Below are 26,801 nucleotides of genomic sequence, written 5' to 3'. Positions count from 1 at the left end.
CGAACCGCGTCTTCAAGGACTACGACGACATCGTCGATCAATGCTGCCGCGCTTGGAACAGGCTCGTCGATCAGCCGTGGAAGATCATGTCCATCAGAACGCGCGATTGGGCGCATCGGTCATGATCCGTGCACGTTGGTATGAGAGACGGGATCGGGATTCGCAAGCCATGAGGGGGATCAGTCACGCCTCCCCAGCCGCGGATTTGATTGCGGACTTGGCCAGGGGAAGTTCTGTTGATCTGCTGCCCGCCGATCTCATCTCCATCCTCGTCGTCGTCACGGCGCAAGCTGCCGGCATAGGAAAGCATGGTTTTTGCCCAGCGGATCACGGTGGCCGAACGCCTGGAGGCACTGAAAGGGCAGCGTGCCTTTAACCGCCACAGTATCGAGGTGGAGCAGGCCCTTCAAGCAGCAGAGACCTAAGAGGGGCGCGCACCGGCCAGGCTCAACATACCCAGTCTCGACATGATGGCCAAACGCCTCTCAACGGACCACCCGCATGAAGCCGTCGTCACTGTTTCCCAACAAAGGAGGGCCGCGGCGCACCGATGTCAGCCTCTTGATGCGCGGCGCCTGATTCGGCCACTCGCAGACCGCCGGGGCTTTCGCCTTTGTCGATCTGCAGGAATGTGCTTGGCGAGAGCGAAACTTCGCAGCCATAGTCCGATGACGGTAGACGCGACCGTTCAGCCCGCAGGCGCCCGAAACTCTTCACGGGAGCGGACATTCCGCTTAGAGCACTGTATCTCTATTTCGTTGGGGTGACCTCGACGTTCAGCGGTCGCAATATCGGGTCTGCTCTGATGCAGGAACTGATCAGAAAGGCGTCGCTTGCCGGCTGCCAAGGCGTATCGATCGACAACCGCGAGGACGACGCCGCGGCGTTGCGCACCAACGACAAGCGCGGGCTGACCGCACGCACCGTTCGGCTTGAACTTCGAAAAGAGATCTAAAGCCAAGAGGGCTGACGATTTTAGTGAATGTTCTTATGCAGAAGGGATTTCCCATGGCCAAATTCGTATTCTGAATGAACCAGTCACTAGACGGCTATATCGAGCATCAACGCTTTACCTCGGCGCGCCAGCCCGATGCTGTTTCAGCAATTCATCGACCAGACGGAGGGCCTGTCGGGAATGCCTCGCAACCCGTGAGGAATTAGTGGATCCTACAGGTCAGATTGGGCGCCCGTAACCTCTCGCGCTGTGCGGATTGACAGACTACTGATCTGGAGACTTTGCGTCGGTAGCCGCGAGCCTGAGGTCTCGCCATCGAATTCGACATTAACGACTCAAGAAGTTTAGCTCGCCTGTAATTGACCCTGCTGCGATTTGGAGCAGATCCACGCGCTGAGCTTTACTGTGCGATAAGTCGCGATTGATTTCCCACACACTGAGCGTACGCTCAGGTTGCACTCGAGTGGCCTCAGGGGGGGGATCTATGTCGAATAGAAATAAGGGACGGGAAAGGCTGCAATACATGGAGCAAATGCTGACTGAACTTCAGGCGCTCGCTGAATCGGAGCGCGCAGATATGCTCGCCTACCTACTGCATATGGCACTTGCTGAGTGCCGTGACATAAACAGCGGGAGACGGCAGATAACGTTGCCCCGACCGCGCCCCAGGCATTAGCAGTTCTAAAGTCAAGTGTTGCCGGCGCTCCCTCCAGATTGCAACGGAAGGAGCGCAGCGCAGATCAAATGCGGACGCTATCGTGTGGCTACTTGGCGGCCGCGGTCTCAAAACGAATGCCGCAGTTCTTCTTTAGAGACGCAGTCTCGATGGCCTTCATTTCACCCTTAAGCCTGGACACCTCGGCGGCCGTCGCTCCATCGCCTTTCGCGAAGAACAAGGCTGGCCAGAAAATCACAACGCCAACGCCGACGGCCACAGCGTCATTATCAGCCTTCTTCTGCTGTGCGCCCGATGCTGCGATCGCTCTGCTGGATACGGCCGTCGCTTCCTCCCGCAGCTGCTCGCAGGAAAGGCTTTCGTATAGCGTCGGCGACACATAGGCCGCTTCGATTTCAGATGGCTTCGTAGCGCACGACGAAAGAAGGCCCGCGATGCAGGCTGCGGCGATGTATTTGGATTTCATAAGTCCCCCCGAAGTAGTGACACAACGCTCGCACCGATTGCGCTTTTGAGTCAAGCGGGTGCAGAAATTGATGCAACCTTTTGACGCTAACACACGGGCTATGCTTGTGCCGTGCGCACCCAGGATATGCCCAGATTGGCCTGCCTGGAGTGGCCAACCCGTCGTTGCTTGACTCCGCCAGCAGTCAGAACATAATAGGAACAAATTCCGCGAAAGCGGATTTCCATCCTGTCAAAACCCTCGAACGCGCTTGTGCGCGAAGGAGCACGCATGTCCTCAGTTCGGGTGCAACAAGAACACCTTACGGAACAGGATCCGGTCGAAGCAGCGCTGGCCTGGCAAAATGGTGATGCTCGCGCCGCTAGTGGAAAATTGCCGGCATTTGCGGTTGCAGTTGGCCCTTACTCAAGGCGCCATGAGCCGCGGAGTGACGCGCGGTTGCCGTCCGCAACGGTCTCTTCAAGCGCGTCGGCTTGATCAAGGGCGAGCAATGCACGGCCGAGAAAAAAACAGCCTGGGAAGCCAAGATCCGCAAATCCTATGGCAATCGCACCGCCAAGATGCGCCAAGAGCTGGACGCCATCCCGGCGGAGAGCGAGGGTGCCGCCCTCACCCGCGGTTTGATCGAACGGTGCATGTCCCCGGACCTTCCCGGCGTCGTGCGCTGGGATCGCGACGACCACGCCCGTGCTGAACAGGCCGAAGAGTTCTGTGAAGGGCGTTTGAGCCCCCTTTTAAGGCCGCTCAATGTGGGGGTCTCGGCCTGCTGATGGTGTGCGCCAAGAACGGTCGCCGGTTTCAATAGTGGCCAAGACCGAGTGCTGTCAGGCAGGCCGCCCCTTCGACGAAAGCCGACGGCGCTGATACCGCCCAGTTCCGACGCTTGAAGGCTGCAGCATGCCGTCGCGCAGGGCAAACTGCCCACGGACCAGGGTGTGGCGAATGGCGCCCTTGAACCGTTTGCCTTCGTAGATCGAGTAGCCGGCGGAGCTGACAACATGCTGGCGCTCCAGCGTCCATTCGGCATCGAGATCTACCATGGCGAAATCAGCATCCATTCCAGGGGCAATCGCACCCTTTGCGTGATCGAGCCCCATAAGGCGGGCCGGATTTGTCGAGGTCAACTCGGCAATGCGCTCAAGCGACAGACCGCGACCGTGATAGCCGTCGGTCAACAATACTGGCAGCATGGTCTCAAGCCCCGGGCAACCCGGCGAGGCGCCCCAGATATCGGCGGCTTTGGACGAGATGTCGCGATGCACATGGTCGGTCCCGATCGTGTCGATCTCGCCGTTCAGGAGACCCTGCCAGAGCCGCTCACGGTCCCGAGCCTCCCGCAATGGCGGGTTGATCTTGCCCATTTTCCCGCCGTCCCACGTCACGTCGTGAGTAAGATAATGCGGGCAGGTCTCGAAATAGACCTCGGCGCCGCGGGCGCGATGCATCAGCCCAAGTTCCAGCGCTTCCATCGATGACGTGTGAACCACATAGAGCGGGGCTCCGGCCTGCTGCGCAAGATATGTCGAGCGCTGTACGGCGTCCGCCTCCACGAAAGGCGGGCGGGACGCGTTCCACAGCGCCAGATCGGTTAGACCGGCGCTATCGGCCTTCAGGCGGTCACGCAGGACCCATGCGACCTCGATGTTTTCCGGATGCGGGCAGACCATGCCACCATGGGCTGCCGCCAGCTCGCATAGGCGGAAGAGAAAGGCATCATCGATATCCGGCAGCCCAAGTCTCTTACCCTCCCCGCCTCTGTTGTTCATGAAGATCTTGAAGGTCGGCGCACCCATATCTTCAGCATAGCGCGGTACCCCGGCCAGCTGATCGGGCGTGGAGATAATGAAATGATAGCCAAAATCAATACGAGCGCCGGCCTCGGTGACGCCGACGACGTCGTCGAAAATGGCCTCGAAGGGGTCGGTGGCCAACAGATAGGGAATAAAGCATGTGATGCCGCCCATGACGGCCGCTGCTGTCTCCCGGTCCGCATCCCCAGGCACGCGCGGACGCGAGATATCCGCGCCATGGCCCAAATGCAGATGCGGGTCGATCGCGCCCGGCAGGATGACAAGGCCCGCAGCCGAAACAGTCTCTTTCGCGTCAACAGGCGTTCCCGGCTCGAGAATACCGAGGATTCGACCGTCGGCGATGGCCAGGTCACATCGCGTCCGACCCTTTCCGGGCAAGATCGCATCGCCGTCTCTAATGACAAGATCGCAGAAGGGCATTGAAGGCTCTCGCTTGACTGTTTGCGGATTGGGGACGTCGATCAGATCGCGCTCAGCTTTCCGATGATATCCTCGGTCGTTCCAACGTCGGCATATTTGGACGCCATGTCGAACAGATTGACCGCATGGGAGGTGGGAGACCGATCATACACGGCATCGTGCGGCACGACGGTCCGGAAGTTATAGGCAAATGCATCGACCACCGAGCCCCGCACGCAACCACTTGTGGAGCAGCCGGTCACCACGACGGTATCCGCCTGAACATTGATCAGATAACTCGCCAGCGGAGTGCCAAAGAATGCACTGGGGTGCTTTTTCGGCAGTAGGATGTCGCCTTCCACAGGGGCGATTTCCTCGACAAAATCATAGCCCTTGGCCGGAATTGTCATGATGCTCGGTACCTTTTCCGACAGGCGGCCTGCATCAAACGAAAGCTTGGGCGCCACATGCGGATACATGACAGGCCAGCCGCGCGCACGGAAAAGCTCCAGCAGAAGGCGAATCTTGTGGACTGCGGCCCAGGCCACCTCGCCGCACGATGTCGGATATTCCTTCACGGCCTCTGCCATCGGCATCGGCTTCGATCCAACGGTGCGATACTGCACATCGATGATCAATAGCGCCGGCCGCTGCCCGATGCCGGAGGAACGACCGAAACCAACGGCCTTATAGGCTGCCTGTTCTTCCTCTGTAACGATTCCATCCCACGGATAGCTCATTGCGCTGCTCCCAGTTTCACGTCGTTGGCGCTATATCGCTCTTCGAGCGCATCCCAACTATCCTTGTCCACAACTCTCTGGCGCTCCTCGAAGGAGGCAAGCCGGTCTGCAACAGCATCCAGCGATCCGTCCCGCTTCAAGGCACCGAGCACTTCGTAGTGTGCCCGCACCGAGGCCTGCAACGCAGCGTTCGCGTACAAGACCAGTGAGAAGCCCATTTCCGTCATTCGCTGGCGACCCGGATCCGGCGTCTTGCCGCCGAAAACGATGTTGGCCACCTGCGGCACAAGAATTTCCTTCGGAATTCGTGCGAGTTCTTCGATCGATCGGGGTGCTTCGACAAAGGTGAGATCGGCCCCAAGCTCGGCAAAGGCACGGGCACGCTCGATCGCGCGATCCATTCCCTCCACCGCAGCCGCGTCTGTCCGGGCGATGATCTGCACATCCTGATCAACGCGGGTGTCGAGTGCTGCCTTGAGCTTGTCCAGCATGTCACCCAGCGGCACGACCGCCTTGCCAGAGAAATGACCGCATTTCTTGGGAAAGACCTGATCCTCGATCTGTATCCCCGCGGCACCGGCACGCTCCAGCAGTCGGATCGTGCGAACCATGTTGAGCGGGTTGCCAAAGCCTGTATCGGCGTCAACGATGAGTGGCAACTCGACCACATCGTAGATGGCAGAAGCGGCATTCACCACCTCGGTCAAAGTTGTCAGGCCGATGTCGGGAACCCCATAGGCGGTGTTCGCGAGACCTGCACCCGTCAGGTATACGATCTCAAAACCGAGATCCTCGATAACGCGCGCGCTCAGCGCATTACCCGCACCTGGAACCGGGACTGCCTGCTGACGGGCGACGATCTCTTTTAGCTTTTTCGCCTTGGACATAGGACGAGGCTTCCCTTCATGCTCTGCAATACGTGGTCCTACCATATCGACCCATTTCAAACTGTCAACAGTCTACAAACTTTCCCGCTGGTGTCGGCAATGCGGCGGTGAATCTCGGACAAGACTGCCTTATCGCACCCTTTGAAGAGGGGTCGATTCGTCGCAGCACGCAAAGGCAGCGCACATCAGCCAACTGTTGACAGATTGTGTTTTATGAGGAAGTTTAGCGCCCACAGCGAGGTGATGAAGACTATGAACGAAACCGAATACAAGTTCGACGCAACGAAAACCGTAGATGGCTACGGCGCAATCGACATTGTCACGAATTTCTATACGCCCAGGGTCATTGCGGAAGGACGCGTTCCGACGGATGAGAATTTTCGCGATCAGGTGCGGATGGAGCAAGGGCCCCGCAAAGGCCTGACACCTGAAGAATACATCGAAAAGATGGACCGCGCCGGCATCGAACGCTCGCTGCTGATCGCAACCCGCTGCGGCGACCGGCGCCTGAGCACATCAACCGAAATCCCGTATGAATACATTTATGAAGCCTGCCAGGCCTATCCCCATCGGTATTCCGGGCTAGCGGGCATCAATCCTCTGCTGGGCATTTCCGGCCTCAAGGAACTGGACAAGGCGGTCCATGAATACGGCTTTGTCGGCGCTCATCTCTATCCGCACTGGTTCGGGCAATCGCCTGACGCGGCCATCTATTATCCATACTATGCGCGCTGCGCCGAGCTTGGCATTCCCATCATGATGCAGGTCGGCCATTGCCTGATCTACCGCGCCGACAACCGGCTGGCCACCGTGGCCCGTCCGATGGCGCTTGACCGCATCGCCATCGATTTCCCGGAACTGACGATCATCGGCATCCATCTGGGTTATCCCTGGACGGAGGAAATGATCAGCGTCGCCACCAAACATCGCAATGTCTTTATGTGCGGCGACGCCTATGCGCCTAAGCATTGGGGCGCTTCCGCCGTCCATTTCGCCAATACCTACGGCCAGGACAAATTCCTGTTCGGCACCGATTGGTGGGTGATCGATCCGGAGCGGGCGATGAAGGAGATACACGAGTTCGACATGCGGCCCGTCTCGAAACGCAAGCTGCTGAGAGACAACGCGATAAAAGTATTCAACTTGCCGGAATAACGAACGTTGGGCTGAGGCAATGTCAATTTGCCTCAGCTCGAAATCCCGCAATGAAGAAGGATCTGCTACATGGCCCGTTCAGAACGCAGTGGCTCATCCGAGGCCAGGGATGCCAGGGAGCTGTACCGTGCGTTGCGAAGGTGCATGCGCATGGCGGCTTCGGCGCGATCGGGATCACGGCTCTCCAGAGCCTCGACGATCTGTTGATGTTCCTTCAGGGCCGCCTGGGCGCGGCCGGGCTGCGTGCTTGACTTACGCCGATGGATTCGAAGCTGATAGTAGATCTCGTTCATCAACATCCGCTCGATGCGATCGCACTGGGAGCCGCGGATAATGGCGAAATGGAAATCGTCGTCACGCGACCGCTGCACATAAGCCTCGCCTGAGGCCAGTTCCGGCTTGTGGGAATGGCTTTCCAGCAGCTCGCGAAGATCATTCAGCTGCTTGACGGTCATCCGCTCGGCAGCGAGCCGCGCGGACATCCCTTCCAGGGCTTCCCGCGTCAGGAAAAGAGATTCCAGGTCCTCCCGCGTGAAGGAAATCACATGAACGCCGATGCGCGGCGTACGCTTGACGAGACGACCTTCCAGCCGGCCAAGGGCTTCACGCAATGGGCCGCGGCTGATACCAAGATTTCGCGCAAGTTCTGCCTCTGACAGCCTCTGACCAGGATTAAACTCCCCTGAGGTGATCGCTTCAACGACCTTGTCGAAGGCATCGGCGCTCAACGACGATTTAATTATAGGTTGAATGTTCGACATCCCAAGCCCCTTAAGCGCGCAACGCGGTAAAGCTGGCAGAGCTTCCAAAGATAGCGCCGTAAACTGTCAACACCATAGCAACAAACCTCGCGCGTTGGAATTGAAATCGAGATTAATCCAAAGCAATAATTTGCCCCGCTGAACAGACCCGACCTTTGTATAAGCGGACCCACCGGCGGCCTTCGACCTCCATGCCATGGCTAATCTCGCAGCAGCGCAAGCTGCCGACCGCGCGATTCTGCCTCGGTTATTCTTGCAGTATACTTATCGATATCGGAATATCTCTCCCGGCTCAGGCCGAATGCCACGGCCGTGCGGCTTTGGGCGGCAAGTTGCGCCGCGACGGACTGCACTGCGGCATCCAGTCGGCCCCTCGGCACAACCTGAGAAAAAAGGCCCAGGTCTAAGGCTCGCTGCGCGAGGATCGCTTCGCCGGTCAATGCCAGCTGCATCGCATGGATGCGCGGAACTCGTTCCGCAAGGCTGGCGAGAACGACGAAAGGAAAGACGCCGAGCTTGATTTCGGGCAAAGCGATACGCACGTCATCGCAGGCAATGGCGATATCGCAGCTTGCAAGCAGCCCCACGCCGCCTGCAATGCAATGGCCGTTGACACGCCCGATAATCGGCTTCGATATCTTGCAAGCCCGCCTCAGATAGTCGCCGAGCCCGGTGGTGCGATCATCCGCAAGACCGGTCAGAAATCTCTCGTCAGCAGAAAGGTCGGCGCCGGCACAGAAGGCACGATCGCCTTCACCCGTGAGGACGATCGCACGGATGCTTTCATCCGCGTCTGCCTGACGCATCCGCTCGGCCAGTTGATCGAAATGGCGGCGCGCCAATGCATTGCTTTTGCCTTCACGACAGATCCTGATCGTTGCCACGGGACCGCAAACATCAAAGGCGATGTCATCGGACGTCATCGATATCAACGCGCCTGGCGCAGGTCGACGATGCGTTTTGGCTTGGCCGGCATTGTCGGATCATAGATCGCGTCCCGCGCAACAAGCTCTATTTTTGGCCGCAGGTTCGTCAGCCGTTTCACTTCGTCGATCATGCGGTCCGAGATGGCAGCACCCTGACCTTGCGATGGGGCCAGACGAACAACGAGCTCATCCATCGAGAACGGGTCGTTCGGATCCTGCGAGGTGACGACGATCTGATACTCGTCGATGTCGGACATCCGGTCGAATTCTTCCTTGAGGTTGCCGAGGTTCACCAGGGCGCCACGCACCTTGATGATATCGCCGGTGCGAACCGGTTTCGATGACAGCCTGACGGACGTTCTGCCACAATGAGGGCACGGTTCATGCGTCAGAGAACCGACATCGCCCATCTTGTAGCGCAGGAAGACCGTGCCGCGTCTGTTAAGATGCGTGACGGCCAACATGCCGCTTTCGCCATCGGCCAGCCGTTTGCCCGTCTCATCATGGACGACCTCGTGGAACAGCTGGTCAGGCAATGCACTGTGAAACCCGCTTCCCTCCGTGCATTCAATCATCGTACCGCCCTGCTCCGTGGAGCCATATCGGTTGACGATAACGGTATCGGCGCAGTTGAGAGCGCGCATTCTCTGGCGAAAATCCTCGCGCATGGCGAGCGATGACGCCTCTCCCGTGGTCATGACCATGCGGACGCTGCTGAAATCGGCACCGGTCTCCTGCGCCCGGATCAGGATGCGGCGGACAAACCCGGCAACCCCCCAGAGGACGGTTGCTCGATGGCGTTCAATGGTCGCGACCGCCTGATCCAGAGAGCGGTTGACCGGGAACATCGAATCCGTGCGGCCGGTGTTGCCAAACAGGATCGCCGCGCCGACAGCGCCCGCCTCGTCCGGGGCGCGGGAAAATGCACCCATGGGAAAACCGGTCATCGGGAAGAGATTGGCAATCAGGTCGGTTTCCTTCAGGCCAATCAGTTCGTTGCGGTCCTGAAAGCCGTACATATAGGCGAAATGGTCATGGGCGGTCACATAGATCGGCGCCGGCCGACCGGTCGTCGTGCCGGTCGTGTAGATGATCTTCCAGAGAATACCCTCATTGCCCGGCAATCCCTCCGGCCTCATTCGGAAGGCATCGGGATCCGCAAGAAACTCTTTCTTCGAACAGGGCGGCAAGAGCTCAAGCCCGGCACGGTCGCGGATATGCTCGGGGCGAAGGCCCTCGCTGCGCATCAGCTTCGAGTAATAGGGGTGATGCTCGTAGCACAGTTCCACCATCTGCCTGATCAGGCGATCCTGCAGCGCCTGCACGGCCTCGATCGGCTGGCGCAGCATATCGGGGAGGGTAAAGCTGTTCTCGGCTTGCATCATCGTTCTGTATTCCAGTTTTCGGCAAAAGCGTGATTGATATTCAAATTCAGATGAAGCGGGGCCATAAACCCCGCTTCAGGTGCATGTTGATTATTTGAAGTCGTAGAGGCGAACGAAACCGTCGGGCCAAGGATTGTAATCCACCGACGTTTTCACGCCATAGGCCTGCATCTCATCATAGAGCGGGATGTGATAGCGGTTCTCGTTGCTGCGACGAAACGCCTGGCCGATCAGTTCCTTCTGCTTCGCGACGTCCGTGGTCATGCGCTGTTCTTTCAGCAGCCGATCAATTTCCATGTCGACCTTGTAGGCGTGCGAGCCGTTTTCATACATGGTCGTCAGGACAGTTTCGGCATGATACTGGGATGAGCCGAAAGCGAAGAAATACATGCTGTCCAGCTTGGACTGGAGCCACAGCGGGAAGAACGCGGTGAATTCCATCGGCTTGATTTCAACCTTCAGCCCGATTGCCGTCATGTAACCCGCAATCGCCTGCACGACTTCATTGGCCATGACGATGTTGTTGTTCGGATACTGGATCGAAATCACTTCACCGTTGTAACCGGACTTGGCAACAAGCTCCTTGGCGGCCGCTTGATCAAACGGTGTCGGCGTGAGCGAGGGATCGTACCCGATGTTCATCGGCGGAACCATGATGCCGGTCGGCTTGCCCAATCCGCGCAGCAACTTCTCGGTGATCGCAGTCCGGTCGATGCCCTTGTCGATGGCTTCGCGGACCATGGCGTTGTCAAGCGGCGGCTTGTTGACGTTGAACGCCACGAATATGACGCGGAAGCCCGGCGCAATGTCGACCTTGAGATCGGGCGAAGACTTCAATTGAGCCATCAGGGATGGTGGCAAGGCGGGCACGAGATCGATTTCCCCTGACAGCAGGGCCGAGGCGCGGCTGGCTTCGGAGGGAATGGGGCGATAGGTCGCCTTCTTGATCGCAGGCGCCCCACGCCAATAATTCTCATTGGCTTCCAGCACCATACGGTCATCCTTGACCCATTCGACAAACTTGTATGGGCCCGTGCCGACCGGCTTGGTTGCATATCCCTGGTCACCGACCTTGTCGAAATAGGTCTTGGACATGATGTTGAGATAGCTGATCTGGCGATAGAAGATGCCATAAGGCTGAACTAGCGTGAACTTGACGGTATGATCGTCCACCTTCTCGGCGGTCTTCACCAGCTTGATGAAGGTTCTGACCGGCGTCGTGTTGTCGCTCAACACCCGATTGACGGTAAAGACGACATCGTCGGCTGTGAACGGGCTGCCATCATGAAACGTGACGTTCTTGCGCAGCTTGAACGTCCATGTCGTCAAATCAGCAGACGGCTCCCAGGATTCAGCCAGGCGACCGTTCATGCTGCCATCCCGCTGCAACTCGGTCAGCGCATCGAAGACATTCAGTCGATAGTTGAAACCGAGCGGCGAGGTATCCTTGCTGGGGTCCAGTCCCGGAAAGTCGCCAGGCAAGGCAATGTTGATGGCGTCTGGTGCAGCGAGAGACAGAGACGGCGCCGCTAGCAGACCGGCTGCCAGAGTCGCAGCACCCATGGTCGTCATCAGCCTACGAAGGAAGTTCATTAGCTTCTCCTGAATGCGCGGGGCTCAATCACTATCCGGACCCCGTTCGGAACTCGAAAGCCGTGGCAAGGAGAAATATTCGTCAGCGCCCATGCGATTGACGCATGCACGCACGCATTCCACCCGATCGTCAGGGGCGTCTTGCTGGTGTTCCCCTTATGCCCTGACGATGCTGCGCCTCGTTCTGTTGACAGCACGGTAGGTCGCAAACTGAAGACTGTCAACAGTTGTCTTTTTGCATTTCACCTGATCTGTTAGCTTGGCTCCGCCATGGTGGGGCTTGTGAGAAACGGAGGTAGAAGATGCGTGACCACATCGATTTCATACAGGCGCAGTATCTGGACTGGCAGGACGCCAGCCTTCTGGGGTACCCGCAAGCGCGTCTGAAACTGCTGAGCAGCGACGATGAGACCGGCGCGCTGAGCACGATCTTGTCGCTACCCGCCGGCTGGAGGCGAGACGCCGGACCACTCCTCTTCGATGAGGAGATCTATATTCTGGATGGTGCGCTGATGGTCGGCGAACTTCCGTTTATCGCCCACTGCTACGGCTTCTTGCCTGCGGGGTATGCGCAAAACGACATGGCGACGGATGAGGGCGTGACCCTGCTATACTTCCGCTCCGGCCCGGTGGAAGACCGGATCCGCGCCGACGAGGCCCATGTGACCTCCCGACTTGTCCGGCAGATCGATGTTGCCGCAGGTCAATGGGACGGTGATTTCGACAAATTCGGCCTGGGCAGCATGAAGGCGGGCGCCCGGATGCGTGTCCTGCGGCAGGACCCATTCTCCGGAGAGACCACCTATATAACGGCGACCATCGCCTTCCGGCGGGGCGAGCAGGCCGAACGCCATCCCATCGCCCAGGAATTCTTCATGCTCTCGGGCGAACTGTCAGGTCCTTTTGGCACCATGCAGGCCGGCGCCTACTGCATACGCCCGCCGATGGCAAAGCACGCCCCCTACGGCTCGCCGACGGGCGCCCTTATCCTGTTCCGCGGGTTCGGCGGCAGCCAGGAGACATTTTGGGAGGACACCGAGCCTTTCACCTTCTACCCGCCGCATCAGCCAATCCTGCCCGACCATCTCAAGCACCTCGGCAAGCCCTATCCTCCGCAATCACGCTATTAGAGCTGCGTTGCGGCTCCGCTCAACAGAGCCGCACGCTCCGCCGCTTGCGCGAAGAGGTCGCCAGGGTCGCTGACGATCTTACATGGCATATCGAGAGCCTTGAGACGATCGGAGAGCGGATAGGACAGAACAACCCGCCAGATATCGCGGTAGTGTGAGGGCTGCCGCAACAACACGACCGCTCTTCGATGCAGCACGCTGGGTTCGATGCGTGGGTCTGTTTTTCGCGCATTGGCGATCGTGCGCTGGTTCCATGGCCACCAAAGTTCCTGGTCGCGCAGATGGTGCCAAAGCTTCAAGAAATTGCCGCCGGCCCATTCCGGCGTGATGTCGGGAGCATAATCCCGCGCAAAGGCAGCAGGATCATCCATCTCGATGACAGGCGGCGACCGAAGCGTCACCTCTCCCACAAGCTCAGGCGCCAGATGCGCCAGTTCCAGCGCAATCGCAGCAGAAGTTCCATGCGCATGAAGACGCACGCGGCCTATACCAAGCAAGGCCAGGGTTTCGCACATCTGCTCGGCCCATAGCTCTATGCTCACCGTCTCATCCGCCGGCAAAACTGACTGGCCGTTCCCCCAGGGTTCGATTGCGATCACCGGCCCCTGCTCTGCCAGAGCCAGGAGTTCCTCCAGGTGAAGGTCGATACTTCCCGGCAGATCGGGAAGGAAAAGCGTGGGCATGCCAGACCCGCCCATGCCTTCCGCGCGGAAATAGACGGCACCCTTAGAGGTATCGATATAGTCGCGCCAGGATTTCCGGTCTGGCAGACATGGTTGCCGGTGTGCCGGTACCGTTGTGTCCGGCGCGTTCTCCAGGAGAACCGCGAGTTCCTCACGGGCAGCCGCATCATGATCGCGGGAAAACACCTGAACCCTTGATGATTTGGGATAGAGCGGCACGGTCTTGTATTGGCTATCGCCAGGCCGGTTGCCGTACACGACAGGAACGCTCACGGACTCGATGACCGCAAGGCCGGGATGGCGGAAGGCGGACGCGTAGACCTTGACATAAGTTTCACTCGCGGTCAGCAATTCCGTCGCGCCACGATAGAGGAAATCCAGGTCCGGAAGATCGGTATCGGCTCTGTGGGCCTTCAATGGCCGGTCCCACGGCCAGAAAATATGCTGCTCGCGATATCGAAACCAGGTCCAGGTCAAATGGCCGCCATCCCAAGTCGGCACGATCGGCGTCAGATACTCCGCCAGCCTTTCCTCGCTGTAAGGATTTGCAAAGACGGGAAAGCCGTCGGTCAGCACGAAACTGCAGAGATCAGGATGGCGGCGAGCGATCTCCACGCACACGCCGGCGCCCGTATGTCGGCCGTACAGCATCACCTGCGACAGGCCGAGAAGGCGTATGGCAGCGGCAATGGTATCGGCAAGATCTGCGGTGGAGAGATCCGGTGCGTCAGGCATTTCGGAAAGGCCGAAACCCGGCAAATCGAAAGCGAATGTGGTGAAATGCGCGCACCATTTTGCCTGCAGTGGCTCCATCACTCGTAACGAGCAGGGTGCCGCATGAAGCATGACCAGTGGCGGGCCCTCGCCTTGCCGTGCGTAGTGTACCGCTTTCCCTTCAACCTCCAGGAATCCGCGATGCAGCGGCATGGTTTGGCTCGATAAGCTGATCTGCTGATGTGGCATCCGTCGATCTCCGTCATAACTGTTGACAGTTTACACAAGAAATCGATATCCATGTCCAGAGCCTTTTGACGCCCGATCACCAGTGGAGACAATTCATGGCGGCAACGATCAATGCCGATGTCGGTGCCCGACTTCTGGAGCAACTGAAAGACGCCGTGCCGGGCCTCAAGATCAGCATGGCCGACCTCGGGCTTTACCAGACCGATATCTATTACGTCGCAAACTATCCACCTCTGGCTGTCGCCTCACCAATGTCGACCGACGAGGTCCAGAGGCTGGTCATTGCCGCTCGCAAACTTGGCGTAACGCTTTCTGCCCGGGGTGCCGGGCTTTCCTACAGCGCCGGCTACATTCCTTCCAACGACAGCACTGTCATTGTGGACATAACGGGTATGAACCGCATCATCGACCTTCAGCCGTCGGATCGGTATGTGACGGTCGAGCCGGGTGTGACATGGGCTCAGCTGCGCGACACGTTGCGGCCCCTGAGTTTGACCACACCGTTTTGGGGTACCTTTTCCGGGCTCAATGCGACCGTGGGCGCGACGGTCTCGCAAGGCGGCAAATTCTACGGATCTGCATCGCGGGGCTCCTCCGCAGAAAGCGTGCTGGGCCTTCAGGTCGTCACGGGCAACGCGGATATTCTGACCACTGGCTCGGCAGGCGCGATCGGTGAGCCGTCACCCTTCTTCAGGAATTACGGGCCGGATTTGACAGGTCTGTTCCTCGGGGATTGCGGCGCATTCGGCATCAAGACCAGGATCACGTTGCAATTGGTTCCGGTCGCTGGCGACACCGGCTTCTGTTCGTTTTCCTTCGATGATCCCGTCGCGCAGATGGGCGCGATGGCCCAGATCGGGGCTGAGCTTCTGGCCAGCGAGTGCGTCGGAATGGATCCGTTCACAGCCCGCAGCCGCATGGCGAGCGAAGGGATCACCAACGACATCGGCACTCTCCTCGGCATTATCAAGGGAAGCGGATCCATCGTGTCGGGTCTGCGCGATGCCGCCTTCATCGCGGCCAGCGGACGGCGTTTCGCCGATAAGGTGGGCTATCTCATGAACTGCATCTGCGAAGGTCGCGATGCGGCTGACATGCGCTCCAAACTGCGGCGTATCCGCCAAATTGCGACGGCGGCCGGCGGCAGGGCGATCCCAGCCTCGATTCCGCGGGTGATGCGGGCCATGCCCTTCCCGCGCATGAACGGACTTCTCACCCCATCCGCCAAACGGATGAACTGGCTGCACACGGTCGTGCCCAATTCCCGCGGCGGTGAGTGCTTTGCGCGCACGGAGGCGATCTTTGCCCGGCATGAGGGTCTGATGAAGCAATGGGGGATCGACAGGGGCTATCTCCTGTCAACGCATGGGCCTTCCGGTGTCGGCGTGGAAACGCTGATCCGCTGGGCCGACGCGCCTTACGCGATCCACACGCATTTTCTGACGGCCGCTGAACGCAGCAAACTGAAGCAGCGATCGGACAATCCTCAAGCCGCGGCGGCCGTGAGGCAGATTTCAAAGGATATTCTTGAAGCCTGGCGGGAGATGAGCGGCGTGCATATGCAGATCGGCCGGAAATATCCCTACTTCGCCACCCGCCAGCCGGCGACGGCCACGCTGTTGCAGGAGTTGAAGCGCACACTTGACCCTGACAACATCATCAATGCGGGAAATCTCTTCGCCACGCACGCCTAAAACGCCATAGGGAAGAGAAAGGGCCGCAGTCAGGACCAAGACTGCGGCGCTTTTCTCTGTTCATCTTGCGCCTGATGTCCGGTCGTGTCTGTCAGCTGTCATGGCTTGAGACACTCCAGCGGTCGCCAGACCCGGTGCGGCACCAGGGAACAGGCAGGCACTGAGATGATCGGTGCCATCAGGAGACGTCAACGGCGGCTCGATGCGTGCGCAATCCTCGACGGCGCGGAAACAGCGTGTCCGGAAGGAGCATCCCGATGGCGGCGACAGCGGATTGGGCAGATCGCCCTTCAACACGATCCGTCCCTCACCACCGTGGATTTCCGGACGCGGGATGGAGGAGAGCAGCGCCTGCGTATAGGGGTGCATGGGCGTTTCGAACACATCCCTGACAGGTCCATGCTCGATGATCCGACCGAGATACATCACTGCCACTTCGTCCGAAATATGCCTGACGACTGAGAGATCATGGGAGATGAAGACATAGGTCAGGCCCATCTCCTCCTGAAGCTTCTTCAGCAGGTTGATGATCTGTGCCTGGATCGAGACATCGAGAGCAGAAACGGCCTCATCAAGGATAAGCACGTCGGGATTAAGTGCCAGCGCCCGGGCAATGGCGATGCGTTGGCGCTGCCCGCCGGAAAACTCCGGCGGTCGCCGGCGGCCGGCATCCGGTGTCAGGCCGACATGCGCGAGCAGTTCATGGATCCGTTCGGCCGAATATTGGCCGTGGATGCGCAGCGGCTCACCTATCACCTCGTGGATCGTCATGCGCGGGTCAAGCGATGAATAAGGATCCTGGAAAACCACCTGGAGATGCCGACGGCTGTTGCGCAGCCGCGTCCCCCGCAATTGCATAAAGGGCTCGCCATTGAGGTAGACATCGCCTCCCGAGGCATCGAGAAGGCGCAGAAGAACACGCGCCAGGGTGGATTTCCCACAGCCTGATTCACCCACGAGCCCAAGGGTCCGGCCACGCGGCAGCGCGAACGATATGTCTCGCAGCGCCCTCAGGCGCTGGGCCTGACCAAAAAGGCTCACGCCGATCTGGAATTCCTTTTTGAGATGGTCGACCTTGAGGATCGGTTCACCTGCATCGGCCTTGCTATCAGAATTGCGTTCGACGATTTGGACGGCGCGCTCCTGGGCATCGCGCCAATCCGCCGTCTCCTCGCTGTAGTGGCATGCCACAGCGCTATCCGAGCCGGTTTGTTGCAGCAGCGGTTTCTGTTCGCGGCACAGGGCGCGTCCGTTCGACATCGCGCAACGAGGGTGAAAGACGCATCCGCTTGGCCGGTTCGCCAGATCCGGAACGAAACCGGGGATCGAGTAGAGCTCCTTGACCTCGCGATCCACGCGCGGCAGGCTGGCAATGAGGCCGGCGGTATAGGGATGCTCCGGCCTGGTGAAAAGCTTGAGCGCCGGCGACGTCTCCATCATCCGCCCGCCATACATGACCGCCATTCGATCCGCTGTTTCAGCAACCAGGCCAAGATCATGCGTGATGAGGACCATCGCCGCCCCGGTCCGCGCACGAACTTCCGCCAGCACGCTCATCACCTGCGCCTGGATCGTGACATCAAGGGCCGTCGTCGGCTCATCCGCGATCAGCAGATCTGGCTCGTTCGCCATGGCGATGGCAATCACGACCCGCTGACGCATGCCACCTGAGAATTCGTTCGGAAACTGACTGTAGCGCTTTTCAGGATTGGGAATCCCAACCAGTTTCAGGAGTTCGAGGACACGCGCCTTGACCTCCTGCTTCGACAGACCAGGATTGTGCAGCCTGACGGCCTCTCCGATCTGCTTGCCGATCCGCAAGACCGGATTAAGCGTGGTCATCGGATCCTGGAAGACGATCGCCATCGCCTTGCCGCGGATCGCGCGCATGTCATCGAAGGTCAGATCCGTCAGCTCGCGTCCGCGCAGCCTGATGCTGCCGGACACGATTTTCAGCGGCGGCGCCAGCAGACCGAGCACAGCCAGCATCGTCAGGCTCTTGCCGGAACCGGACTCGCCGACGATGCCGAAGACCTCGTTCTGGCGCACGTCGAATGAGACGTCGTCCACCAGGCGCACCGGACCACGCGCGCCTGGAACTTCGATAGAGAGATTGCGAACGCTCAGAACCACGTCCGCCGGCGTCGCTTCCGCTTTCACCATGCTCATCATCACTTGGCCCTTTCGGTAACGCCTGGCACTTCACCCTCGGAGGTGAATGCCTGAGAGAGAAATTGCAGGCCGGCAACCAGGATGAACAGCGCGATGCTTGGGAGGATCGCCAACGACGGCGCCAGGGCCAGATAGCTCTGGCCATCGGCCACCATCATGCCCCAACTCGGCAGCGGAGGCTGAACACCAAGCCCCAGATAGCTGAGCGAGGCCTCCATCACGACGATCTGGCCGAACTCGTAGGAACCGACGATCAGCATTTGCGGCATGACATTGGGCAAGAGGTGTTTGCGAATGTTCCAGGTGGCGGTGGCGCCTTGCGTGCGTGCCGACAGCACGAACTCCCTCTCGCGCAGGCTGAGCGCCATTCCACGGGCCACGCGGCCGTAGGAAACCCAACTTGTCAGCCCAAGAAGAATGGCAAGGTTGGTGACGCTGGGTCCGATGATCGCGCTGACCGCGATCAGCAGCAAGACGCGCGGGATGGAGAGCTGGAGATCGGCCAAGCCCATGATGGCGGCCTCGATGGGGCCTCGGAAAAAGCCGGCAACCAGCCCCAGGAACACGCCGACAACGAGGCTGACAGCCACGGCACCGAGGCCGATCAGGGTGGAGACCTGACCGGCGAGCGCCAGGCGGCTCAGGATATCGCGACCAAGCGTATCTGTGCCGAGAGGATAGAATGTGCCGTCAAACGATGTCTCGCCGATCGGCAGCAGGCTGGCTGCCAGATTCTGCGTATAGGGGTCGTAGATCGGCAGAAAGGGCGTTACCACCATGAAAACAACAATGATGGCCAGCAAGCTAACGGCAATCGTTCGCGAAGCGTCAAACCGCATCAAACCATCCTCACGCGTGGATCGAGCAGGCCGTAAAGCACGTCAACGATCAGGTTTATCACCACGAACATCAGGGAAATCAGGAAGACACCGGCGATGATGACGGGGAAGTCACGCTGGCTGACGGATTGGACGATAAGCCGCCCCACGCCGGGCCAGCTGAACACGGTTTCCGTCACCACGGTACCGCCAAGCAGCAGTCCGAGATTGATACCGGCGACCGTGACAAGCGGAAGCAGCGCATTGGGCAACATGTGCCCGAGCAGGACCTGAATTTTCCCCTGTCCCTTGGCATAGGCCGTGCGCACATAATCCTGCCGTTGCTCCGTGGCGAGCGAGGCATTGAACAGCCTGAGATAAAGGGCGAGCTCATAGGTCCCCAGGGTAAGCGCGGGGAGCACGAGATGCGCCAGGGTCCCGCGACCAAGAGAAGGGAGCCATTTCAGCCACACAGAGAAAATCAGGATCATCAGCAGGCCGAAGGAAAAGATCGGGATCGCCTGCCGGCCGAGCGCGATCCACATGATTACCTGCCGAAGCGTCCGGGATCCCGTCATCCGCATCATGATGCCGAAGACGAAGGCAAGGCCTATCCCTATGACGAAAGATGTGAGCGCCAGCTCGAGCGTTGCCGGAACCCTCTCCAGAACAAGGTCCATGGCCGGAACGTTCTGGCGCAACGAAACGCCGAAATCGCCATGGAGCACCCGCCAGATAAAATCGAGGTACTGGATGATCAGCGGGCGGTCGAGACCAAGCGATTCTCTCACGCGCGCTATGTCCTCAGCGCTCGCTTCCGCCGAAAGCTGCAGGACGGCAGGATCGCCGGCCAGCCTGACAAGAAAGAAGGCCGCAGTGATCACGCCGAGCACCGTCAGGGCCGATTGCAACAGGCGCTTGATCAGAAATATGGCCATCCAATCCTCCGTCGACGCGCCGCCGCATCACAGGTAAGCGGTATGAGCATGAGAGTTCCCATTATTGTCGTTCTGACCATTGTTAACGCGGACGCGAACAATCTGTCAACAGTTAGCAGTGTGGTGTGATAGGTCGTCGCTTCGACCCGATCTGCGGACTTGGTGTGGACAAATCCGATACACGAACCAATGCACTGGGGTTGTTTGATCCCTATGGCATCAGATGCCTCAACGGATCCTTCCAGGTCGAACCGCGACCGTTGCGCGGCAAATCCCTGGCACGATGATGGCGGTTACCTCTTGACGTCAACTGTCAACAGATTGCAGTATGGCCTAACAGTTCAATAGGGGTTCGATAAATGAAAGCCGCAATACTCTGGGAAGCCAATCAGCCGATGACGATCGAAAATGTGGAAATCGGCAAACCGGGGCGTCGTGAAGTTCTTGTTCGCACTGCCTTTGCCGGCGTTTGTCATTCCGATCTCCATTTTGCCGACGGTACCTATCCCTATCCGATGCCGATGATCCCGGGTCACGAATCCGCCGGCATCGTCGAAGCGGTCGGCGAAGACGTTACCTATGTCAAAAGGGGCGACCATGTCGTCACCTGCCTCTCGGTCTTTTGTGGTACATGCCCCAATTGCGTGACCGGTCGCCCCAATATTTGCGAAAGCGTGGACGTCAAGCTGCCTCCGGGCAAGGCAGAGCGCCTGTGGCTGAAGGGCAAGCTCGTCCATCAGTTTTCCAACCTGTCTTCGTTTGCCGAGCAAATGCTTGTCCACGAGAATGCCATCGTCAAAATCAACCGCGATGTCCCGCTGGACCGCGCCGCTCTTGTCGGGTGCGGGGTCTTAACCGGCGTCGGCGCCGTCATTCATGCGGCAAAGGTCAAACCCGGATCGACTGTTGCCGTCATCGGCTGCGGCGGTGTTGGCCTCTCGGTGGTCAGCGGCGCGATGCTCGCGGGCGCCGGACGCATCATTGCCATCGACATGCTGGACAGCAAGCTGGAACTGGCGCGCAAGCTGGGTGCCACTGACGTCATTAATGCCTCTAAGACGGACGCCGTAGCCGAGGTCATGGAGATGACATCCGGCGGCGTACCCTATGCCTTCGAGGCGCTCGGCCTGAAAAAGACAGCGGAGCAGGCCTTCGCCATGCTGCGCATGGGGGGGACCGCGACCATTCTCGGCATGTTCAAGCCTGGCATGAAGCTTGAGTTTGAAGGATCGATGTTCATCAAGGATCGGCGCATCCAGGGATCATCGATGGGCTCCAATCAATTCCGCGTCGATATCCCCAACCTGCTCGAATACTACATGCAGGGACGCCTGAAACTGGATCACCTCATCTCCGACAAGATCCAGCTGAGCCAGATCAACGAGGCTTTCACGAACCTGCATACCGGCGCACCGGTACGCCAGATCATCGACATGGCTGCCTGAGCGAGGACGACAGATGAATATGCAATTGCGCGCTCCAAGCCCTGCAACCAGCGAGTATATCTCTCGCAAACATGCCATGATGATTGACGGTGAGTGGAGACAGGCCGCTTCAGGCAGGCAGTCAGATGTGTTCGATCCGGGCACCGGCCAGATCATTGCCCAGGCTCCCAGCGGTGATGCGGAAGATGTGGACATCGCCGTCCGCGCCGCGCGCCGCGCCTTCGAAAACCCGGCCTGGCGCGGCATGAAGCCGAATGAACGCTCGAAGCTCCTCTGGCGCTTTGCCGACCTGATCGAGGCCAACACGGATCGCCTCTCAGAGATCGAGACCGTCAATGTCGGCCTGCCACTGCCGATCGCGAGGGTCGGCCATATCGGCTCTTCGGTGGACCTCCTTCGCTACACCGCGGGCTGGCCGACCAAGCTGACGGGAGAGACCATTCCTGTCTCCGCAGCGGGCGAGTGGCATGCCTACACGTTGCGGGATCCGATTGGCGTCGTGGGGCAGATCGTTCCCTGGAACGGACCCGTCATGATGGCCGTCTGGAAGATCGCCCCCGCGCTGGCGGCCGGCTGCACCGTGATTTTGAAACCCGCGGAGCAGACACCTCTCAGCGCTCTTCTTCTGGCCGAACTTGCGCTGGAAGCGGGCTTTCCCAAAGGCGTGTTCAACGTGGTCACGGGCGGTGCCGCGGTCGGTGCGGCGATGGCATCGCACCCGGATATCGACAAGATCGCCTTTACCGGCTCGACCCAGGTTGGCCGCGCCATCGTCACAGCGTCAGCCGCCAGCAACCTCAAGCGGGTCTCACTGGAACTCGGCGGCAAGAGCCCGCAGATCATCTTCCCGGATGCGGATCTCGATGCCGCCATTCCCGGGGTAGCAACCGGCATTTTTTCTGGCGCTGGACAGATCTGCACCGCCGGATCGCGGGTCTATGCGCACAGGGATGTTTTCGACAGAATTGTTGAAGGCGTCGCCTCTGCAGCCGATGCATTGAAGGTTGGATACGGCTTCAACGAAGGCGTGCAGATGGGGCCGCTGATATCTTCAGCCCACCTTGCCCGCGTTGCCTCAATGACGGACCGGGGTGTCAAGGAAGGTGCAAGTGTCATCACCGGCGGTGAACCGATCGGATCGGAGGGCTATTTCTACCGTCCGACCGTTCTCGCCAGCTTGAAACCTGAGATGAGCGTGGTCAAGGAAGAGATATTTGGACCCGTTGTGAGTGTCTTGCGCTATGAGGACGATGATCTCGACAGGATTGCTGCCGAAGCCAATGGCAGCGTCTATGGGCTTGCGGCGAGCATCTGGACCCGCGACTTCAAGACGGCCCACAAGATGGCAGCGCGCGTGCGAGCCGGGACAATCGGTATCAACCGCCACTTCGTCGGTGACAGCGCTCTACCCTTTGGCGGCTTCCGGCAATCCGGCTGGGGTCGAGAACGCGGCAAGGAGGTGTTCGACTCCTATCTGGAAACAAAGACGGTTGCGAGCCCGCTATAGACCACAGGCACTTAGGGCGACACCGCAAAGGTAAGGCCCTACGGCCAAGGCTGGGCGGCAGATCCGCCTGCTCAAAAAAGGCATGATCGCGCCCGCAGGTGAATGCCCTGCATTCACCTGCGGGGTCAGAGATGGAGGCGAGGACGATTGGGATGTTCCGCCACCGAGAAGCTTGAGATTATCCGGCTCGTCGAACTGTCACAACTGTCGGTCCGTAATACGCTCGTCAAGCCGGGGTTCCAAGGCCGACCTTTTGCCGTTGAGATAATGGTTTCCTGGCCCATGGCGTCGAGGGTCAGGAAGACCGTACCTCCGCGCGTCACGGGTACGAAACCGCTCCCCGACGACATCGGCGATCCTATTGTCATCATGGCGCTGGATCATGCCAACCTGCCGCCGCGCGAGCTGGCGGTGATGTTGACCGATGCGCAAAGCTAATTCGTGTCAGAAGGTTCGTTCTATCGCTCGGATCCGTCCTCGGCGCTCCCAGACCTGTCCAGTTCCAAGTAGGGGAACGCAAATGTTGTATAAGATGTAGGGATTTCGAGCATGCCTGTTGGCTTTGGCCGTGGTGCCGCTGGCTGCCTCAATAAACCTTAGTTATGGTTCCGTACTTCTCATAGATGAGCCCGCCGGTGGCTCACGCCCAATAAGTAACCCATATCGGAAGCGATTGATTTGGCGCCGTTGAAGACTTAGGCTCAACGCAAGTCACGGAGGGAACCTCCGTTGGACTCACCTAACTTGCGGACGAACTACAGGATGTAGAGAGGTCAGTCTCTACGAACGGTGGCATTATGACGCTGGTTTCTGGCGAGCTCGACAAACCGGCGCTTCACCTCCTCGAACAAAGCCGGAGGCAGTGGTCCGTGATATCCGGTCTCGCTGTCAACTGGGCGAACGTCGGGCCCCGGCCAGACGAAGCGGTTGCTTTCGGTCAGCACGATCCACGAGCGCTCGTCATCAAGGCCAAGGCGGCGCTTGGTAGCGGGTGGGATTTCGATTGCGTCGAGGGGATCGGACGGCGCGGAATGGGTGATGGGCAAGACACGTACTGCAGATGTCCCGTCGTCAAGCGTCGCAACAATGGCCAGAACGAGAGCGGGGCGGTCCTTGTCACCCTCTTCCCGTCCGTCCAGATGCTGCCAATGCCAGAGATAGGAATAGCAAAAGACCCAGCCGACCTTCGGTTCAATCGGCAGCATTCTTGTCCATCAGCAGTTCGGCATTGAGATGATCCAAGCCAGGATCCATCGTCGAAGCCTCGATCGTGGCAAGCTCGTCGTTACTGATCGCAGCCGTCAGATCGACCCGCCGGTCCCGCTTGGCTAGGCGAAGATAATCTTCATAGGCCATGAGCACCGTGCGCGGCCGGCCGTTCTTGGTGATGATCACCGGCTCTCGCACGGCCGCATCCTGGTAGGCGCCAAAATTCTTCGAAACTGCAGCGGCTGTCACAATCGACGTCATGGCAAGTCTCCTTTGTTCCGGAATATACGGGCTTTCCGGAACTTTGACAATCATACTGGTCGGCTCCGTGGATTAAGACAATCCGAAAGCCGACAATATCCGCCTCAAGCAACGTGCCTGTGTTACGCCGCATCGAAGAACTGGAGACCATCGCCGCCGTTCTGCCCATGGGCCAGCAGATGAGCTGGCGGAACTGCTGACCGATCAGCACATCGAGACCCTTCGCCATCTCGTCAACGAGGGCATGGGTGCTGACACGCTGCGCGCGCTGATCTCCGATCTTACTTACCTGCAGGCTTGGTCGCTAGCGGCGACCGGACGCTCCCTTCCTGACCGACACCCGAGCCCTCCTTCTCAAATTCGTTGCGGAGCACCCAAAGAGTTCAAGCACATCGCTATGAGGGTCTATAAAACAAGCCAGAGTTTTCAGGACTGGGCAAAAAAGCTTACCCCCAAAGTCCCATCACGGACACGAGCGACGAGTCCTTCAGCATCGAAATGAACTGCGCTCAAGCGGGCGGAACAATGTTCCTGAGCGCCTGGGGCGCAACGATCGTGCGCGCAACTGCGATCCGCGACAAGCCAAGGGCCATGGCTGCTTCTCTTTGCCCCGCGGGTACAGAACAGATGCCGTTCGAATCATCTCGGCGATATAGGGTCCGTAATTTAGCGACAAGGCAAATATACCGGAGATGAACCCCAACAGGACAATGCCAAACTGTAGGAGCGCCAGATAAATGATCAGCACCTGCACCCACAAGGGCGTTCCGCGAAAGAAGGACGCGTAGAAGATGGCGCAGCCGAACGCAAAAGGATTGCGCGAAAGTCTCCCCAGCGCAGTGAGTATCCCCACGAAACCTATCGACGAGCGCTCGAAGCGGCAGGCCTACAGGGATCCATAAGCGCCGTTGGCAACCCCAATCTCTATGCGCAGGCCGAGAGCTTCATGAAAACTCTGATAGTAGAGGACATCTATCCGGCTGAGTATGAAACCTTCGCTGACGTCGCCGAGCGATTGCCCAGGTTCATCGAAGAAGTCTACAATGCCAAGCGGCTGCACTCAGCCCTTGGATATCGATCGCCAGAAGAATTTGAAACCCAACTCGCCCAGCAGGCGGCTTAGTTTAAAGCGACCCCGTGGTCCAGCCCGAGGGGTTCACTCCAAAACCGGCTCAGTTCCGCGCGAAAACCAACAACCCTTGCATCTTTCCCAAATACAAAGGCAACTGGCAGCGGCATTTTCTCTGCGGCTGGTGGTGCGTTTCGCCCGTTTACGCCGGGTACTGTCTCTGATACAGCGGCTTTGCTATGCGTTTGCAATATTTCATCATCGCCACCCTGCTCAGCTTGATGGCTTGGACGGCTGTCGTAAAACTTGGTGTGGATACTGTTAAGCCGTCATCGAGCGGAGTCACAATTCGGCGTGACTAGACGAGAAAGTACCAAGCGACACCGCCCCAAAAAGCGAGGGTCCAAATGCTTAATATTCCTAAGAACAGCCTCGTCCCCATCTTACGATCCCAAAGAATGTCGCATGTCTCACTAAGCCAAAACATAAAACCTTATCGCCAGCAACAGGTTCCGCGGGAGTTGGTTAGGAGGCATTCTTAATTTCTGGGCTACTACCGGGGACGGGTTATGCGGACAGTGCGCTGCACCGCTCATACAGCCCCAACACCCGGTCGATACGGGATCGCTGATGGGGGTCATCTGGGGAGATGCATCAGCGATCCCGTGCTGACTGGGGCCAGAGGCTCAAGTTGCCACCAGAACGCGTGATTTGCCACTAAAAATAACCAGTACCCTCTCATCTTTAGCCGGTAAGGCCAAGCCAAGCCATCATGATGTAAATCACGCCTGTGAGGGTGATAGCCAATAGGATGGATTTAAGTTCGACGTTGTGCCGCACGTTCATACCTCTCGGTGCCCCAAAGCTTAATCCATCATTAAGCAAGTCGAGTCCAGCCCCCCCCCCGCTACCCCAGCATCTAGTGCGGGCGGTCTGCCGCCCGCGATCTGTTTGCGGACGGCCTCCTTTCGATTGGCAACAAGGGCGATGTGTTGAAGGCGCTCCAGCCGGGGATCGGCGACTAAAGCAACGGCATCTTGGACCCCGTTTGCGGGCCAGTTCCTAGGGTAATCCCCCCGTTTTTAACGGGGCTCTGTAGTAGAATTTACGCGGCCATTTTCAGTTTCTGTGCGGGGGTTATGCCGCCGATGCCCATAT

At 58.9% G+C, this 26,801-nt stretch carries 23 protein-coding genes and 1 pseudogene; 10 read left to right on the top strand and 14 right to left on the bottom strand.

The window, feature by feature from the left end:
* Window positions 1-125 (top strand): annotated as a pseudogene (locus B9A97_RS29620) (IS630 family transposase); the annotation flags it as partial.
* A 602-nt stretch (window positions 126-727) separates the two neighbouring features.
* A complete protein-coding gene (locus B9A97_RS27990; protein ID WP_084369121.1) occupies window positions 728-955 on the top strand; it encodes a GNAT family N-acetyltransferase in 228 nt (75 codons plus the stop codon).
* Between the two features lie 764 nt (window positions 956-1,719).
* Here the strand turns inward: B9A97_RS27990 and B9A97_RS27980 are convergent.
* Window positions 1,720-2,097, bottom strand: coding sequence for a hypothetical protein (locus tag B9A97_RS27980; RefSeq protein ID WP_084369119.1), 378 nt, complete (start codon window positions 2,095-2,097; stop codon window positions 1,720-1,722).
* Window positions 2,098-2,570: 473 nt separating this feature from the next.
* On the opposite strand from B9A97_RS27980, the gene B9A97_RS27975 reads away from it, so the two are divergent.
* On the top strand, window positions 2,571-2,867 hold the full coding sequence (locus B9A97_RS27975; RefSeq protein WP_179145422.1) for a hypothetical protein: 297 nt from the start codon (window positions 2,571-2,573) through the stop codon (window positions 2,865-2,867).
* Window positions 2,868-2,921: 54 nt separating this feature from the next.
* Here B9A97_RS27975 and B9A97_RS27970 read toward each other — a convergent pair whose 3' ends face one another.
* The 3 genes from B9A97_RS27970 to B9A97_RS27960 all read right to left on the bottom strand — a co-directional run bounded on the left by B9A97_RS27970 (window position 2,922) and on the right by B9A97_RS27960 (window position 5,934).
* Entirely contained in the window at window positions 2,922-4,286 is a 1,365-nt protein-coding gene (locus tag B9A97_RS27970; protein WP_244564388.1) for a dihydroorotase, read from the bottom strand.
* An 83-nt stretch (window positions 4,287-4,369) separates the two neighbouring features.
* A complete protein-coding gene (locus B9A97_RS27965) occupies window positions 4,370-5,047 on the bottom strand; it encodes an isochorismatase family protein (protein ID WP_084369117.1) in 678 nt (225 codons plus the stop codon).
* Window positions 5,044-5,934 (bottom strand): isocitrate lyase/PEP mutase family protein, encoded by an 891-nt coding sequence (locus B9A97_RS27960; protein ID WP_084369116.1) that lies wholly within the window; start codon window positions 5,932-5,934, stop codon window positions 5,044-5,046. Before B9A97_RS27960 ends, B9A97_RS27965 begins: the two co-directional genes overlap by 4 nt.
* A 252-nt stretch (window positions 5,935-6,186) precedes the next feature.
* Between B9A97_RS27960 and B9A97_RS27955 the strand changes: the two genes are divergently transcribed.
* Window positions 6,187-7,089, top strand: a complete 903-nt coding sequence (locus B9A97_RS27955) for an amidohydrolase family protein (protein WP_179145421.1) — start codon at window positions 6,187-6,189, stop codon at window positions 7,087-7,089.
* Between the two features lie 65 nt (window positions 7,090-7,154).
* On the opposite strand, the gene B9A97_RS27950 is transcribed toward B9A97_RS27955, so the two are convergent.
* From B9A97_RS27950 to B9A97_RS27935, 4 genes are all read right to left on the bottom strand, one after another.
* Window positions 7,155-7,850: a GntR family transcriptional regulator gene (locus B9A97_RS27950; protein ID WP_084369114.1), complete on the bottom strand. Its 696-nt coding sequence runs from the start codon at window positions 7,848-7,850 to the stop codon at window positions 7,155-7,157.
* A gap of 200 nt (window positions 7,851-8,050) precedes the next feature.
* The gene (locus B9A97_RS27945; protein WP_084369113.1) at window positions 8,051-8,773 is read right to left on the bottom strand and encodes an enoyl-CoA hydratase/isomerase family protein; all 723 of its coding nucleotides are present in this window, start codon (window positions 8,771-8,773) and stop codon (window positions 8,051-8,053) included.
* A 5-nt stretch (window positions 8,774-8,778) separates the two neighbouring features.
* Window positions 8,779-10,161, bottom strand: a complete 1,383-nt coding sequence (locus B9A97_RS27940) for a phenylacetate--CoA ligase family protein (RefSeq protein WP_084369112.1) — start codon at window positions 10,159-10,161, stop codon at window positions 8,779-8,781.
* A gap of 90 nt (window positions 10,162-10,251) precedes the next feature.
* Entirely contained in the window at window positions 10,252-11,754 is a 1,503-nt protein-coding gene (locus B9A97_RS27935) for an ABC transporter substrate-binding protein (RefSeq protein WP_084369111.1), read from the bottom strand.
* A gap of 302 nt (window positions 11,755-12,056) precedes the next feature.
* Here B9A97_RS27935 and B9A97_RS27930 point away from each other — a divergent pair, with 302 nt between their 5' ends.
* The gene (locus B9A97_RS27930; RefSeq protein ID WP_084369110.1) at window positions 12,057-12,884 is read left to right on the top strand and encodes a cupin domain-containing protein; all 828 of its coding nucleotides are present in this window, start codon (window positions 12,057-12,059) and stop codon (window positions 12,882-12,884) included.
* Here the strand turns inward: B9A97_RS27930 and B9A97_RS27925 are convergent.
* Entirely contained in the window at window positions 12,881-14,413 is a 1,533-nt protein-coding gene (locus B9A97_RS27925) for an alpha/beta fold hydrolase (protein ID WP_280164107.1), read from the bottom strand. The two genes, B9A97_RS27930 and B9A97_RS27925, sit on opposite strands and share 4 nt — an antisense overlap.
* Window positions 14,414-14,625: 212 nt before the next feature.
* Between B9A97_RS27925 and B9A97_RS27920 the strand changes: the two genes are divergently transcribed.
* A complete protein-coding gene (locus B9A97_RS27920; protein ID WP_084369108.1) occupies window positions 14,626-16,224 on the top strand; it encodes an FAD-binding oxidoreductase in 1,599 nt (532 codons plus the stop codon).
* A gap of 60 nt (window positions 16,225-16,284) precedes the next feature.
* Here B9A97_RS27920 and B9A97_RS27915 read toward each other — a convergent pair whose 3' ends face one another.
* From B9A97_RS27915 to B9A97_RS27905, 3 genes are read right to left on the bottom strand one after another with little or no spacing between them, the layout of a single operon-like run.
* Window positions 16,285-18,387, bottom strand: coding sequence for an ABC transporter ATP-binding protein (locus B9A97_RS27915; protein ID WP_084369123.1), 2,103 nt, complete (start codon window positions 18,385-18,387; stop codon window positions 16,285-16,287).
* An 8-nt stretch (window positions 18,388-18,395) separates the two neighbouring features.
* Window positions 18,396-19,235: an ABC transporter permease gene (locus B9A97_RS27910; RefSeq protein ID WP_084369107.1), complete on the bottom strand. Its 840-nt coding sequence runs from the start codon at window positions 19,233-19,235 to the stop codon at window positions 18,396-18,398.
* Window positions 19,235-20,152: an ABC transporter permease gene (locus B9A97_RS27905; protein WP_084369106.1), complete on the bottom strand. Its 918-nt coding sequence runs from the start codon at window positions 20,150-20,152 to the stop codon at window positions 19,235-19,237. Before B9A97_RS27905 ends, B9A97_RS27910 begins: the two co-directional genes overlap by 1 nt.
* Before the next feature lie 359 nt (window positions 20,153-20,511).
* On the opposite strand from B9A97_RS27905, the gene B9A97_RS27900 reads away from it, so the two are divergent.
* The 3 genes from B9A97_RS27900 (at window position 20,512) to B9A97_RS27890 (ending at window position 23,542) form a co-directional block, all read left to right on the top strand.
* Window positions 20,512-21,597 (top strand): Zn-dependent alcohol dehydrogenase, encoded by a 1,086-nt coding sequence (locus B9A97_RS27900; RefSeq protein WP_084369105.1) that lies wholly within the window; start codon window positions 20,512-20,514, stop codon window positions 21,595-21,597.
* Window positions 21,598-21,673: 76 nt separating this feature from the next.
* Entirely contained in the window at window positions 21,674-23,104 is a 1,431-nt protein-coding gene (locus tag B9A97_RS27895; protein ID WP_244564387.1) for an aldehyde dehydrogenase family protein, read from the top strand.
* A 147-nt stretch (window positions 23,105-23,251) separates the two neighbouring features.
* Window positions 23,252-23,542: a hypothetical protein gene (locus B9A97_RS27890; protein ID WP_084369103.1), complete on the top strand. Its 291-nt coding sequence runs from the start codon at window positions 23,252-23,254 to the stop codon at window positions 23,540-23,542.
* A gap of 335 nt (window positions 23,543-23,877) precedes the next feature.
* Here the strand turns inward: B9A97_RS27890 and B9A97_RS27885 are convergent, their stop codons facing one another.
* Together B9A97_RS27885 and B9A97_RS27880 are read right to left on the bottom strand one after the other, a co-directional pair.
* Window positions 23,878-24,309 carry a plasmid maintenance toxin (PemK-like) gene (locus B9A97_RS27885; protein WP_084369102.1) on the bottom strand — a complete coding sequence of 144 codons (432 nt, stop codon included), beginning with the start codon at window positions 24,307-24,309 and terminating at the stop codon, window positions 23,878-23,880.
* Window positions 24,296-24,574: a type II toxin-antitoxin system Phd/YefM family antitoxin gene (locus B9A97_RS27880; protein ID WP_084369101.1), complete on the bottom strand. Its 279-nt coding sequence runs from the start codon at window positions 24,572-24,574 to the stop codon at window positions 24,296-24,298. Before B9A97_RS27880 ends, B9A97_RS27885 begins: the two co-directional genes overlap by 14 nt.
* Before the next feature lie 733 nt (window positions 24,575-25,307).
* On the opposite strand from B9A97_RS27880, the gene B9A97_RS30275 reads away from it, so the two are divergent.
* Window positions 25,308-25,697: an integrase core domain-containing protein gene (locus B9A97_RS30275; protein WP_348532432.1), complete on the top strand. Its 390-nt coding sequence runs from the start codon at window positions 25,308-25,310 to the stop codon at window positions 25,695-25,697.
* The last annotated feature ends 1,104 nt before the right edge of the window (window positions 25,698-26,801 follow it).

The organism is Rhizobium sp. RU36D (genome assembly GCF_900176345.1).
Lineage (GTDB): Bacteria > Pseudomonadota > Alphaproteobacteria > Rhizobiales > Rhizobiaceae > Allorhizobium.
Note: the sequence above shows the minus strand (reverse complement) of the source record. Positions and strands in the feature narration are given on the sequence as shown.